We start from the raw sequence: 13,502 nt of genomic DNA, 5'->3' as shown, positions 1-13,502 counted from the left end.
GGAGATAGGTGGTGCCGCGAACGTTTTACATGATTGCAGGAATTCTCCTGGTCGGCATCGGACTGATCGGCATTGTTTTGCCGCTTCTGCCCTCAACCATTTTTTTCATTCTTGCAACCGGCTGCTTTGCTCGCTCCAACCCACGGTTGGAAAAATGGCTGCTGAACCACCCCAAATTCGGAAAAAGTGTGCGTGACTGGCAAGATCATGGTGCCATCTCTGTCAAAGGGAAACTCATGGCAGTCTTCGGCATGACGGTCGGCTATGCTGTCTTTGTGATCACAACAGCGCCGTCAATGCTGCTTGCCATTATTGTGCTTGCGGTGCTTGTAGCTTGCGCGTCTTACGTTGTGACCCGTCCATCTGGCTCTAGGACTGCTCGAGCGTCCTGAGAACGTAGGCCTGTGCATGAAGCAGTGAACCATCTTCACACTGCACCTCTATGGGCACGCGAACGTATTCTTCGCCCTCCCACTCATCAATATCATCCCAGATTTCATGAAGAGACTGTGAGGAGTAAACATACCCGCGCAACCAGTCCGCCTGCTCATCAGGCACCAGCGCCGGATAGCCCTTGCCTTCGGAGAAACCGCGATCCTGATAGTGTGCCCGAACCGACGCTCGTGTCCAAACACCTGAAACTTGCGTAAGCAAATACTCATGCGAGGCTCCGGGAGCCAGGCTGCCATACACAAACAGATGGTCCATGCAGCAATCTCTCTTACAGCGCTAACGACAAAGAAAAAGAGCGGGTCGAGCCCGCTCCCTTTCCGCTATTCTACTGTAACTGATTTTGCAAGGTTTCTTGGCTGATCCACATCCGTCCCCATGAAGACGGCTGTGTGATACGAGATCAGCTGCAACGGCAGGGCGTAAACGATTGGAGACACAATCTCCGGAACGTCAGGTAGAGTGATGATGTGATCGGCTTCCAGACCGGCTGCCTCAGCACCCTTTTCGTCGGTCAACAGAACGATCCGGCCGCCACGAGCGGCGACTTCCTGCATGTTGGAAACCGTCTTTTCGTAGATATTGTCAAACGGTGCTACCACGAACACCGGCATGGTTTCGTCAATCAACGCAATGGGGCCGTGTTTCAACTCACCAGCCGCATAACCTTCCGCGTGAATGTACGAGATCTCCTTGAGCTTCAAAGCGCCTTCCAGCGCCATTGGGAAGCTCGTACCGCGCCCAAGAAACAAAGCATCCGATGCCTGAGACAGCCAATGCGCGATCTCTTCCGCATGATCAGAAAGTTTCAGTGCCTTGTTGGTGTAGCTTGGAAGCTCAGAGAGCGCGGTGATCATGTAGCGCGCATCAGCCTCGCTCAGAGTTCCACGCTGAACACCAGCATGGACTGCGAGCGCTGCCAGAACCGTGAGCTGGCAGGTAAAGGCCTTGGTCGAGGCAACGCCTATCTCGGGGCCGGCATATGTTGGGAACACCACATTTGCTTCGCGAGCGATCGTTGATTCTGGCACGTTCACGACCGCGCCAATGACCATGCCTTGGACTTTGCAATAGCGAAGCGAAGCCAGCGTATCAGCCGTCTCGCCGGACTGCGAGATGAACAAGGCCATATCACCCGCCTTGACTGGCATTTCGCGATATCGGAACTCCGAAGCCACATCGATATCAACGGGAATGCGGGCGTATTTTTCAAACCAATACTTGGCAACAAGGCCCGCATAGTAGGCCGTACCACATGCTGAAACAACGAGGCGGTCAATCTTGGTGAAGTCAACCTCAGCCCCTTCAGGCAACTTGGTTTCACCGGTTGCAAGGTCGAGATAGCGCGAGATCGTGTGGCCAATCACCTCTGGTTGCTCGTAGATCTCTTTGGCCATGAAGTGTTTGTAGTTGCCTTTGTCCACGACAGAGGCACTGACCATTGATTTGCTGATCGGGCGAGAAACAGCGTTACCAGTGGAGTCAAAGATTTCAGCGCCTTCGCGGTTCATCACCACCCAGTCGCCTTCTTCCAGGTAACAAATCTTGTCGGTAAACGGCGAAAGTGCGATGGCGTCCGAGCCCAGGAACATCTCGCCTTCGCCATACCCCAATGCCAATGGAGAGCCGCGACGGGCGCCAATCATGAGGTCGTTCTCGCCGTCAAAAAGGATGGCAAGCGCAAACGCGCCCTTCAGCTTCGAAAGCACATCAGACACAGCTTGAACCGGTGTCTTGCCGCTTTTGACGCCAAGAGAAACAAGGTGAGCGACCACTTCGGTGTCGGTATCACTTTCAAGAGCAATCCCGGCACCGACGATTTCCTCACGCAGTTCCAAAAAATTCTCGATGATGCCGTTGTGTACCACACAAATGCCGTCAGCGGCATGTGGGTGGGCATTGCGAACAGTTGGCGCACCATGGGTCGCCCAACGGGTGTGGCCAATACCGGAAGTCCCCCGTAGTGGCTCGTCAAGCAACAGCGCCTCTAGGTTGCGCAGCTTTCCCTCAGCTCGCCGGCGCACCAACATACCCTCTTCCAATGTTGCAACACCCGCAGAATCATATCCGCGGTATTCGAGCCGCTTCAACGCGTCTACGAGTAGAGGGGCTGCCGGGGTTTGGCCGAGAATGCCTACGATGCCACACATAAATCTTCTCCTGAGATACCCGATGGCTTTTCGCCACCGGATCGCAATGGTCTTTAGGCTTGTCTAGCCGCACTCCTGTAACTTAGTGAAATCAATAGATGTTTCGGTTCGTTACAGCTCAGCGGTATTATCGTACTAATACCTAAGCAGCTTTAAGAGTTCGCCTTGGCTTTTTGTAGTTCTTTTTCTTTCTCAAGACGGGCACGCATCTCGCTGGCGCGGCCTTCTTTCACAACCTGTTGAGCGCGACCGAAGGCCATGGCCTGAGAAGGCACATCTTCGGTTATCACGGACCCTGCCGCAACCAAGGCGCCATCACCAATTGAAACGGGCGCAACCAAAATGCTGTTGGACCCGACGAAAACGCCATTGCCAACATCTGTGTGATACTTGAAGTAGCCATCATAGTTACACGTAATCGTGCCAGCACCCACATTGGTCTTGGCACCCACTCGGGCGTCCCCAATGTAGGACAGATGATTCACCTTGGCGCCTTGTTCGATTGAGGCATTCTTGATCTCTACAAAGTTGCCGATATGGGCGCCCTCACCAATCTTTGCGTTGGGGCGCAGGCGGGCATAGGGGCCAACCGTTGCGTCTTTTGCAACGCTCGCTCTTTCTAGATGGGAAAAGGCTCTGATCCGAACACCGCTTTCCACTGAAACGCCGGGTCCGAAAACCACATTCGGCTCCACAACAACGTCAGGTGCAATGCGGGTATCCTGGGAAAAATAAACCGTCTCGGGAGCTTGCAAGGTCACGCCATCAGCCATGGCAGATTGGCGCATGCGTTCCTGAAACACCGCCTCACAGGCGGCGAGCTGTGCTCGGTTGTTGATGCCCTGCACTTCCGCTTCAGCTGCGGTGGTGACGGATATTTTGAGACCATCAGCGTGGGCCACCTCAACAGCGTCCGTCAGATAGTATTCGCCTTTCGCATTATTGTTCTCGATACGGTTTACGAGCGACGCAAAATGCTCGCGGCGGAACCCCATAATGCCAGCATTGCACAAGGTAACCTTGCGTTCTTCATCGCTTGCATCTTTTTCTTCGCGGATTGCCAGAAGCTTATCGCCATCTGTGATAAGCCGCCCATATCCGTGCGGGTCCGCTGCCTCAAAGCCCAGAACCACAAGGTCCGATCCTGCGCTCAGCTCCGCCCGAATGGCGCGAAAGGTTTGGGGAGTAACAAGAGGTGTGTCACCGAATAGAACAAGAACGTGATCGACCGTGCTCTCCAGATAGGCACCTTCAGCCGCTTTGGCAGCATGAGCCGTGCCCAGCCGGTCCACCTGAACAAAACACTTGGCATCAGGAACAATTTCCCTGCTCGCCTTCTCAAGTGCTTCCATGTCCGGCCCGACAACAACTGCAACCTCGTCCGCACCCGCCGCTTGAACAGCCTTCAGAACATGACCGACCAACGGAAAGTTGCCGATTTCATGCAGAACCTTTGGCAGTGCCGACTTCATCCGCGTACCCAGTCCGGCCGCAAGGACGATTGCTAAACAGCTTTCACCGGTCATTTCTTGTTCCTTAGTTCATCCAGATCTCATGCTGTGACACAGCAGCCATAAGCAAACAATTCAATGCAGTTCAGCATGCTATCACCAACATCTTTCAATGATTTAAGCAGAATACGTAAAAAACTCCGCCTTCATTTAAATTAGCATTTGCATTCTGTTAACCATAAACCCACAAGAGTTATGGGGCATTTTTGCCATAGGAATCATCGTTTGCAATAGACACGCGTTTTGAAAAGCTCTGTCGACTATAACGGCCATACCGTGGCCGACGCATCCGTGCCGAACAACAGCACCATCGTGTTCTGGGGTTTCGTAGCCGTTTGCTTTGCGACAGTCGCTTTGAGCGCCGTTATGTTCACCCCTGGCTCACTCAATGACACGGTGGAGATCGCCATACCCGGTGAACGCAGCTTGCTGATGGAAAGCAAACCACAGTATTTGCGCGTCTATAAAGACAATGAGGTCGCGACCTACCGCCCTCAACTCACAGGCCTACAGCCCGTTTCCGCTCACATGCAGGAAATCAAGCTGCAAATGGCCTCTCTTCAGCAAACCGTCGTCGATCTGCGCCAGAGCAATGCAGCTCTCCAAGACACTATTGAACTTCTGAAGTCCCAACCCCCGCGCCCATTACGTGAACGCATTGCGGACTTGGATGACGAACTATTGCCTCCGCCAGCGAAACCCGCGGCCGAGGCAGAGCCTGCGATTGATACCGCAACCTCTGAACCAGCCGCGAAACAACCGGCACCAGATAAACGGCAATCGATAATCGCGGAAAGACCGGTCAAGAATGCAGCCCCAAAGCTGGATGCAGCTGAAACCCAAGCTCCATCTCAGCTAGCCGCAAATGAAACCGTCCCCACGCCGCGCCCGAAAGCAGCAATCATTAATCCAGAGATTGCCACCCTGCCCGCACCGGAAATCGCACCAGAGGTTTACGAGAACCTTCCGGCCTTCGCTGCCCTTGTTCCCAACCAGACATCCGTCACTCTTCCAGACGCAACACCGCCTCAATTGGTCGCGTCCATTCCATCACCGCAAGAACAGCTCGAAGTGACATCAGCAGCGGGCATTGTTTATGGTCGTGCAGGATCAGTGTTCACCCGCTCGGCCTTCGCCGTAGATCTTGGAAGCTACGAAGACCGCGAGGAAGCGGAAAACATTTTGCGCCGTGCCGAGGAACTGTCGACCCTCATTGACCAGGTGGGCACACGCATCCGCCCAGGAAAACCAACGGCGGAGCAAGGCATCCTCTATCAGGCCTTGGCGGGTCCGTTTGCAAACGCCCGTGACAGCGTTCTGGCCTGTGCTCAGATCAAGGGGATGGATGCCACATGCAGAACGGTAATTCACCCAAAGTAATCTTTGACTTTAGATAAATAATCTGCAAAATCCACCCCTCAAAAGATCAGCTTTTATTGAGCTGTAGCAGTTTGAGGGATGAGGCAATGTTTAGTCAATCTCAACAAAATAGACTCATATACCCCCTGCTGTTCATCATGCCGGTCTTTATGAGTTCAAACATCATAATTGGCCGGTATGGTATCGAGCAAACAGAACCATGGACGCTCGCTTTCTTGCGATGGTTTCTGGCATTTCTCATTCTGGTACCCATTGCTTACCGCCAACTCCCACCAGCTCTGCCCACCATCAAGGCGAATTTGAAACTGCTTCTTTTCATGGCGTTTCTTGGCATGTGGATTTGCGGCGCTCTCGTATATCTTGCGCTCAAGAACACAAGCGCCACCAATGGAACGCTGATCTATTCCGCTGCACCTGTATTCATCATGTTGATCGAGTGGGTGTTTCGCGGTCGCCGCATGTCCCCCCGTGAACTAATAGGCATAGCGCTCGCACTTATCGGTGTCGCGATCATCGTCACTAAAGGCTCTCTGGCCAATCTTATTTCCCTGGAGCTGAGCTGGGGCGACCTCGTATTCGGCGTCTGCACACTCAGCTGGGCCACCTATTCTGTCCTGATCCGGCAGCGATCATTGCAGGAGATCCCGGTTTTCGTCCTGTTTGCAACTCTTGCGGGTTTTGGTGCGCTTCTATTGTTCCCGTTTGCCATCGCAGAGATGATTTGGGTCGCTCCAATACCAACAACCCCCGAAGCGTGGGGTTCAATTGCGGGCGTGACCATTGTGGCGTCAGTATTGGCTTTCTCCACTTACCAATACGGCATCAAGATGGTCGGCGCTTCAATCGCTGGCCTCTTCATGTATTTGCTTCCGCCCTACGGCGTCCTGATGGCTGTGGTGTTTTTAGGCGAAAAACTCGCGCTCTTTCATTTGGCCGGATTCTTGCCAATCATGGCCGGTCTCGTATTGGCAACCCTTCCAGCCGCCGCCTTCCAGATCCTGGGCAGACGAAGGGCCTGAGGCATACGCCGACTAGCCAATCATTCCGAGCGCTGGGAAAGTCTCCAACAACCAGAAAGAAAACGCCTGCATGTAGCCGGTCCAAAACCCGATTCCGGTAAGAACGAGAAGACCGCCCATGACACGCTCCACCGTTTGCATGTGTTGGCGAAACCCCTTCATGAAGTTCATGAAAGGCCCGGCAAACGCTGCTGCAATCAGGAACGGCACGCCAATGCCCAACGCATAGCTGGCAAGCAGCACCATGCCATTGCCAACGGAAGCCTCAGTCCCTGCAATTAGCAGAATAGATGCCAGAACAGGCCCGATGCATGGCGTCCAGCCAAAGCCAAAGGCCAGCCCCATGATGTAAGCTCCAGCAAAGCCTGCAGGCGTTGAGTTCACCTGTACTCTTGCCTCCCGATAGAGGAAAGCAATCTTGAAAACACCAAGAAAGTGCAGTCCCATCAGGATGATCATCCCACCAGCGACATAGCCAAGAACTTGAGAGTGCTGAAGGAAAAACTGGCCGAGGAACGAAGCGCTTGCACCCAGCAAGACAAACACAGTCGAAAACCCTGCAACAAAGAACATTGCTGCGATGATGACCTTGTTTCGGCGCGCCGCTTCCTGTTCATCCTGAGTCAGTTCATCAAGCGACATGCCTGCAATGTACCCAAGATAAGGAGGCACGAGCGGCAATACGCAAGGAGACACAAAGGACAAGATCCCCGCCAAAAAAGCCCCTAAAATCGTCACCTGTTCCAACATCAAAGAATTCCCGTTTCAAATAACAAGGCCCGCCCAGAGCACTGAGCGGGCCACCCTGCAAACCTGCAGGAAAGTTCTGGCATGCGCGCCGCTCTCGCTTTCTATTTAGCGACAAACGAGATCGCGCGCACACAAATCCCTGTGATCAATCGTCATCTCTTACAACAAGGACTGACTGATTGGCGTGACGCACAACACGTGCGGCGTTGGGGCCCAAAAGGTAATCTTTCAACTCAGGACGGTGAGAAGCGAGAACGATCAAATCGCAGCCCAGTTTGTCCGCAGCCTTGTTGATTTCCTCATAGATCGTGCCGTGTGCGATATGCCCTTTTACATTCAGCGTATCGTCCGGCAGCTCTCTGTCGAGAAGAGCCTCCAAAGCGTTTTTCGCCGCTTCAAGAGCGTCGTGCTCAAACTCCTTCTTGAAGTAACCACCCACGATGGCTTTTCCGAAATCGGGCATTACCGACACCACATGCAACTCCGCTTTGTAGTGTCGGCACAGATCGATGGCTATCGGAAGCGACTTCTTCCAGGAGCTCTCCTCGTTCAAGTCCACAGGAAGCAAGATATTGGAATACATATTCCCTATCCAATCTTATCAGTTAGAAGGCAGGCTGCGTCTGCCGGCGTCTCTGGGACACCACCACCAGCAACAGAAGCAAGAGAGCCGGAATATAGAAGATTTCCTTCGGCATCCGCTCCGCCTCAACCTGGGCTGAAACCATTGTAACAGGCTCATCCCCGTAGAAGTCAAACTTCTGCAATTGCTGTGCGAATGGCGTTCCAGGGAACGGTTCATCCATCAACAACTTGCCATCTTCTTCAAAGATCGTCAGCCCCTGATCCTCAAGACGCGCCATGCCATCCACCGTTGCCTCCGCAGGAACGGTAAACGGTACGGTGAGCGTGATGATATCATCAGGATTGTCAAAATCCGGCCCTGCGAGGTTCAAGCGTACCTCCGTATCGATTGGGGCTCGGCCAATTTTCTCGATTACCGGAGGTCCAGCTGTCGTGATGTAACGATCATCAACGATATCCAGCCAGAAACCCGGGCGGAACAACGTGAATGCAACAAGCAGAAGAACAAGGCTCTCCCATACTTTGGAGCGGGCCAGAAGATATCCCTGCATCGCCGCTGCGAACAGCATCATGGCGATGGTTGCAACGATGAAGACGAAGATCGCCTGTACCGGCCCAACATCAATCAACAAAAGATCCGTGTTGAAGATGAACAGGAACGGCAACAACGCCGTACGGATGGAATAGAAGAAGCCCTGCACGCCGGTGCGAATTGGGTCTCCCTGACTGATCGCACCCGCAGCAAAGGCCGCCAGCCCAACAGGCGGCGTTACATCCGCCAGAATACCGAAGTAGAACACGAAAAAGTGTACGGCAATCAGCGGTACCAGAAAGCCAGTCTGCGCCCCCAGTTCCACAATAACGGGCGCCATCAGCGACGACACCACCAGATAGTTTGCAGTGGTTGGAAGCCCCATACCAAGTATCAGGCTCATCACCGCAACCAGAAGCAACATGGCCAGAAGATTACCGCCGGACAAGAACTCCACCAGCTCACCAATCATCTGGTGCGCACCAGTCAAAGACACCGTGCCCACGATCACACCAGCCGCCGCAGTTGCAACCGCGATGCCGATCATGTTTCGTGCCCCGCCAATCATGCCATCCACGAAGTCGGCAATGCCCTGTCTCACCTCAGCGCGCCAGTTTGACTGGCGCAGGAGCGCCTTCAAAGGGCGGTGCGTCAACACGATGAAGATCATCGCAACGGTCGCATAAAACGCTGACAGAGACGGAGAAAAACGTTCGATGAGGATACACCAGATCAGAATGACAATCGGCAAAATGAAATAGTATCCCGTTCTGCCCACATCTCCTGCCAGAGGCAGTTCAGTAATTGGCGCGTTCGGGTCATCGACTTCCAGATCAGGCAACTTGGCTGCAACATTGATCAGGAACAGATAGGCCAGCAGGAAAATACCAAGCACAGCTGTGAAGGTGAGCTGTGGGAACGCAACCTTCACCCAACCCAGCCCGTAGTAGACCGCCATACCAAGAACGGAAATTCCAATAAATCCGATCAGTACGCCCATCAAACGGCGCATCATCGTCAGGTGAATTGGCGGCTTTGGCAGACCGCGCAGGTTCATCTTAAGCGCTTCAAGGTGAACGATGTAAACCAGAGCGATATAAGAGATAACCGCCGGAATGAACGCGTGCTTGACCACCTCGTGATAGCCAACACCGGTAAACTCGGCGATAAGGAAAGCCGCAGCACCCATCACAGGCGGCATCAGCTGACCATTGACTGAGGACGCCACTTCAACCGCCCCGGCCTTTTCAGCAGGAAAACCCGTGCGCTTCATCAGCGGAATAGTGAAGGTACCGGTCGTCACAACGTTTGCAATGGATGATCCAGAATAAAGACCACTCATGGCAGAGGCCACAACAGCGGCTTTAGCAGGACCGCCGCGCAGGTGACCGAGGAGCGCAAACGCAACCTTGATGAAGTAGTTCCCGGCTCCAGCTTTTTCCAATAGCGAGCCAAACAGAACAAACAGGAAGATCATGGAGGCGGAAACGCCCGCCGCAACACCAAACACCCCTTCAAGCTGCATCCAATAGTGCCACATGGCTTTGCCATAGGAGGCGCCACGCCACTGAATGGCTTCCGGGATAAATGGCTGATTGCCAAAGAAAACGTAGAAAAGGAACACGCTGGCAACGATAACAAGCGCCAAGCCGAGGCTGCGGAACACCGCAATGCCGGTCACCACCATGCCGATTGTCGAAACAATCAAGTCCATCTGCGTGGGCTGCCCTGCGCGCATGGCGATGCCGTCTTTCATCACCACGAGATACAGACAGGCAAAAACGCCGAGTGCGGCCAAAATCCAGTCATACCAGGGAATACGGCTTCTTGGACTGTTGCCGAACAGCGGATAGGCGAATGCAGCCAGCGCCAGACCGAAGGCCACATGGATGAAACGGATCTCCGAATTGTTGAAGATCAGATTGATCCCGAATGTATCCACCAGCCAGAACGGCAAGCTCGACGCCACATAGAGTTGAAACGCCGACCACGTAAACGCAACAATAGCTACAAATCGTCCAACATTGCCGGTCAGCATCCGTGCGCCGGTATCCGTCTGGGCGACGAGCTCCTGCGCATCAACCTGCGCCTTATGCCGCTCTACACTCATACTACACTCCCCACAAACAGAAATTGGGTTTCTTTAACTTGTTGTTTTTAAAGTGTTTAACAAGGAACGGGGCGAACACGTCCGCCCCGTCTCATCATGACAAGTCGTTTGGATGATTACATCCAGCCGCGCTCTTTGTAGTACTTCACTGCACCATCGTGCAGCGGAGCTGTCAGAGAGTCTTTGATCATTTCTTCTTCTTTGAGGTTTGCAAAAGCTGGGTGCAGCTTCTTGAAATCATCGAAGTTTTCAAAGACTGCTTTCACAACAATGTACACGACATCTTCAGGAACCTGAGCAGAAGTTACGAAGGTCGCACCAACACCAAAAGTGGTTACGTCTTCTTCGTTGTTGTACATGCCTGCTGGGATTGTTGCCTTACGGAAGTAGGAGTACTTGTCGACAAGCTCATCTACCTTTTCGCCGCCAATGTTCACCAGCTGCGCGTCACAGGTTGAGATGGTTTCCTGAGTGGAAGCAGATGGGTGACCAACAAGCCACATGTACGCATCAATCTTGCCATCGCAAAGAGCTGGACCAGCTTCAGCGGACTTCAATTCGGTCGCCAGTGCCAAAGCAGCGGTGTCGACAACGCCCTCTTCATTCATCAGCTGCCAAGTCGCATACTGACCGGAACCAGGGTTGCCGATGTTTACTTTCTTGCCAGCAAAGTCATCAAGACCCTGGATCTCTGCGCCTTGGGAAGCCAGAACTGTCAGCGGCTCTGGGTGAACGGAGAACACAGCGCGCAACTCTTCAAATGGCTTGCCATCCCACTGAGCACGGCCTTCGTAGGCATTTGCCTGAACGTCAGACTGGGCAACACCGAACTCCAACTCGCCATTCTGGATGGTGTTCACGTTGTAAACCGAACCACCGGTAGATTCAGCAGAACAGCGAATACCGTGGTCGCGACGGTCCTTGTTTACAAGACGGCAGATCGCGCCGCCCGTTGGATAGTAAACGCCGGTGACACCACCGGTGCCGATGGAGATGAACTGCTGTTGCGCAACTGCTGCGCCGGACATGCTACCCACTACAAGTGCGGCACCAAGTGCAACTGATTTGATCTTCATCGAATCCTCCAAGTTAACTTTTATAGTTGAGCCCCATTCAAGAACTGAACAGGACGCCGGTTTAAACGCAGGTGCGCCCAACCAACAAACCGGTGATTTTGAGGCCACCCTCCAAAACGCTCATTACCCTTCAAAAAGGACGGACGCAATTACCCGTAGTCTGAACGCGTGGTTGTCGTACGTAGGATACAACCCTTACCCCATACAATTAAAGAGAAAAATCCCCACTGAAAAGAATTGGTAATATTTTTTTCCTGAGCCCCACCCCATTCCAAGGGAATCCATGCAGGGCGAAAACATAACTGGGTGCGCCGACAACAAAACCGATTGATAACTAGGAGATAGATTATTGAACAGTCGCAGGAACACTAATGCGCCACAAGACTGACAATCTTTCCAAAATCAGTACTTAGTTTTCGATAAAAACAGCTAGATTTCTTGATAAACCATCTGCAGGAGACACGCCTGTGGGGTGGCATAAATCCTCTACGATTCAGGTTTGTTTATGAAAAACCCCGTAGAGGGCAATACGCAACCCTCAGCCATTGATCAAGAGAATCGATCATCAACACTCAACTTCTGTGATGTAATTTTGCGTGCGCCTTTACATCGGCACTCGATGGCGACAATCGGCAACTGGCCTCACCCGCCGTCGGCATGAATTCTCGAAACATCCGCAAAGCCGGGAGCACCCCAAACCAGTGAACTCATCTCAACGATCAAACACACAAGAATTTGAAGCGCGAGACGCCTAAAGGCAGGCCTTTAGGGGCACCATTTAAAGAACAAACCTCAGGTAAGAAGCTCTGTCGGAAAAGAGCGGCGTTAAGCACCGACGCTTTGATACGCTTGAATGGCAGTGAAGACTTGAGTTGACGCTTCAGAAGCGGCGGAGGCTCCTGCATTTTCCTGAAGCTGAAGCAAAGACTGCAACGCACCGCCCCGCTCTTCCTCGCCTTCTACAAGATTGCCCTTCTGATCACGCTGGTCCGCATAGGCCTGCGCCAGGTTCTGCTGCGCCTGATTGGCAACCGCTTGATCCTGAGCGGAAGGCTGCATTGGCGCAAGTGCCGCAGCAATCACAGTCTGCAGTTTTGCAATTGAGGCCTCTGGATCGCCAGATATGGGTGACGCATCAATGGACACCTCACCACCGATGGCATAGCTACGTCCGTCTGGACCACGCTGCTCGGTGTAGGTCGGCGCACTGACATAAGGCCCACCAGCGGCAACGTGCGCTTGTTCATGCGTGCGAACCTCTGCGTCACGTTCTTGCAGCTCTTCTACCTGCTGCTGCTCGCTTTCCGATAAACGCTCTCCCGAGGCATCATTGCTTTCAGAGGACGCAGCAACGGGATTGTTGAATAGGTTGCTGCCTATCTCTACGGAATCCTTAGGAACCGCATAATCGATATTGAACTTCGCCGTTTCTTCTGTCTGAGGACGCACGGAAGGGCTTGCAGCAACAGCCTGCATTCTTGCGGCGACAGATTGCGACAGGTTCAGAGCCTCGATCATGCAAAATACCTATCACAATCGAAGGGATTCTCTCAATAAAAATGCAAGGGGAATGTTTGGTGTATTGGCCGCCTGAATTTGGCAAGTTGAGGGATAACAAGTATCCCAACTGACCACGCATTGCTGTACGCATCAGCATTGGCCAGCTGCCCCTTTCAAAATCCAGCCCACCAAACCACCTCACAAAACAGTTTTTTGGCTCAATGTGGAAAATGAAAAAAAGGGGTTGCGGTAAGAAACTGAAATCCTTAGAAGACGCCTCACGGCAGCGGCGCAACGCCAAGCCAAGAGAGCCCGTAGCTCAGCTGGTAGAGCAACTGACTTTTAATCAGTAGGTCCACGGTTCGAACCCGTGCGGGCTCACCAAAAATCTCACAGAGATTTCAATTGGTTAGCAAAATATCCCAAAAGAACACTACGA

At 53.0% G+C, this 13,502-nt stretch carries 11 protein-coding genes and 1 tRNA gene; 4 read left to right on the top strand and 8 right to left on the bottom strand.

The window, feature by feature from the left end; genetic code table 11:
- The first annotated feature begins 11 nt into the window (after positions 1-11).
- Positions 12-392, top strand: a complete 381-nt coding sequence (locus PUV47_RS02105; RefSeq protein ID WP_274216792.1) for a YbaN family protein — start codon at positions 12-14, stop codon at positions 390-392.
- On the opposite strand, the gene PUV47_RS02100 is transcribed toward PUV47_RS02105, so the two are convergent.
- The 3 genes from PUV47_RS02100 to glmU form a co-directional block, all read right to left on the bottom strand.
- On the bottom strand, positions 370-708 hold the full coding sequence (locus PUV47_RS02100) for a gamma-glutamylcyclotransferase family protein (RefSeq protein ID WP_274216791.1): 339 nt from the start codon (positions 706-708) through the stop codon (positions 370-372). The two genes, PUV47_RS02105 and PUV47_RS02100, sit on opposite strands and share 23 nt — an antisense overlap.
- Before the next feature lie 65 nt (positions 709-773).
- Positions 774-2,600: a glutamine--fructose-6-phosphate transaminase (isomerizing) gene (glmS, locus tag PUV47_RS02095; protein ID WP_274216790.1), complete on the bottom strand. Its 1,827-nt coding sequence runs from the start codon at positions 2,598-2,600 to the stop codon at positions 774-776.
- A 152-nt stretch (positions 2,601-2,752) separates the two neighbouring features.
- Entirely contained in the window at positions 2,753-4,126 is a 1,374-nt protein-coding gene (gene glmU, locus PUV47_RS02090; protein WP_274216789.1) for a bifunctional UDP-N-acetylglucosamine diphosphorylase/glucosamine-1-phosphate N-acetyltransferase GlmU, read from the bottom strand.
- A 228-nt stretch (positions 4,127-4,354) separates the two neighbouring features.
- Between glmU and PUV47_RS02085 the strand changes: the two genes are divergently transcribed.
- Both PUV47_RS02085 and PUV47_RS02080 read left to right on the top strand, forming a co-directional pair.
- Entirely contained in the window at positions 4,355-5,491 is a 1,137-nt protein-coding gene (locus PUV47_RS02085) for a hypothetical protein (protein WP_274216788.1), read from the top strand.
- Positions 5,492-5,577: 86 nt separating this feature from the next.
- Positions 5,578-6,510: a DMT family transporter gene (locus PUV47_RS02080; protein ID WP_274216787.1), complete on the top strand. Its 933-nt coding sequence runs from the start codon at positions 5,578-5,580 to the stop codon at positions 6,508-6,510.
- Between the two features lie 12 nt (positions 6,511-6,522).
- Here PUV47_RS02080 and PUV47_RS02075 read toward each other — a convergent pair whose 3' ends face one another.
- The 5 genes from PUV47_RS02075 to PUV47_RS02055 form a co-directional block, all read right to left on the bottom strand.
- Positions 6,523-7,260: a cytochrome c biogenesis CcdA family protein gene (locus tag PUV47_RS02075; protein WP_274216786.1), complete on the bottom strand. Its 738-nt coding sequence runs from the start codon at positions 7,258-7,260 to the stop codon at positions 6,523-6,525.
- Positions 7,261-7,405: 145 nt separating this feature from the next.
- On the bottom strand, positions 7,406-7,843 hold the full coding sequence (locus PUV47_RS02070) for a universal stress protein (protein WP_274216785.1): 438 nt from the start codon (positions 7,841-7,843) through the stop codon (positions 7,406-7,408).
- Between the two features lie 22 nt (positions 7,844-7,865).
- Positions 7,866-10,487 carry a TRAP transporter permease gene (locus tag PUV47_RS02065; protein ID WP_274216784.1) on the bottom strand — a complete coding sequence of 874 codons (2,622 nt, stop codon included), beginning with the start codon at positions 10,485-10,487 and terminating at the stop codon, positions 7,866-7,868.
- A gap of 116 nt (positions 10,488-10,603) precedes the next feature.
- Entirely contained in the window at positions 10,604-11,563 is a 960-nt protein-coding gene (locus tag PUV47_RS02060) for a TAXI family TRAP transporter solute-binding subunit (protein WP_274216783.1), read from the bottom strand.
- Positions 11,564-12,388: 825 nt separating this feature from the next.
- Positions 12,389-13,081 carry a putative metalloprotease CJM1_0395 family protein gene (locus PUV47_RS02055; RefSeq protein WP_274216782.1) on the bottom strand — a complete coding sequence of 231 codons (693 nt, stop codon included), beginning with the start codon at positions 13,079-13,081 and terminating at the stop codon, positions 12,389-12,391.
- Between the two features lie 290 nt (positions 13,082-13,371).
- Between PUV47_RS02055 and PUV47_RS02050 the strand changes: the two genes are divergently transcribed.
- Positions 13,372-13,447, top strand: a tRNA-Lys gene (locus tag PUV47_RS02050).
- The last annotated feature ends 55 nt before the right edge of the window (positions 13,448-13,502 follow it).

Source organism: Pseudovibrio exalbescens, assembly GCF_028737195.1.
Lineage (GTDB): Bacteria > Pseudomonadota > Alphaproteobacteria > Rhizobiales > Stappiaceae > Pseudovibrio > Pseudovibrio zosterae.
Note: the sequence above shows the minus strand (reverse complement) of the source record. Positions and strands in the feature narration are given on the sequence as shown.

Excerpts from the sequence above, each read along its gene's own strand:
- PUV47_RS02060 (WP_274216783.1), bottom strand. The coding sequence starts at position 11,563 with ATGAAGATCAAATCAGTTGCACTTGGTGCCGCACTTGTAGTGGGTAGC.
- glmS (WP_274216790.1), bottom strand. The coding sequence starts at position 2,600 with ATGTGTGGCATCGTAGGCATTCTCGGCCAAACCCCGGCAGCCCCTCTA.
- PUV47_RS02070 (WP_274216785.1), bottom strand. The coding sequence starts at position 7,843 with ATGTATTCCAATATCTTGCTTCCTGTGGACTTGAACGAGGAGAGCTCC.
- PUV47_RS02055 (WP_274216782.1), bottom strand. The coding sequence starts at position 13,081 with ATGATCGAGGCTCTGAACCTGTCGCAATCTGTCGCCGCAAGAATGCAG.
- PUV47_RS02100 (WP_274216791.1), bottom strand. The coding sequence starts at position 708 with ATGGACCATCTGTTTGTGTATGGCAGCCTGGCTCCCGGAGCCTCGCAT.
- PUV47_RS02075 (WP_274216786.1), bottom strand. The coding sequence starts at position 7,260 with ATGTTGGAACAGGTGACGATTTTAGGGGCTTTTTTGGCGGGGATCTTG.
- glmU (WP_274216789.1), bottom strand. The coding sequence starts at position 4,126 with ATGACCGGTGAAAGCTGTTTAGCAATCGTCCTTGCGGCCGGACTGGGT.
- PUV47_RS02080 (WP_274216787.1), top strand. The coding sequence starts at position 5,578 with ATGTTTAGTCAATCTCAACAAAATAGACTCATATACCCCCTGCTGTTC.
- PUV47_RS02065 (WP_274216784.1), bottom strand. The coding sequence starts at position 10,487 with ATGAGTGTAGAGCGGCATAAGGCGCAGGTTGATGCGCAGGAGCTCGTC.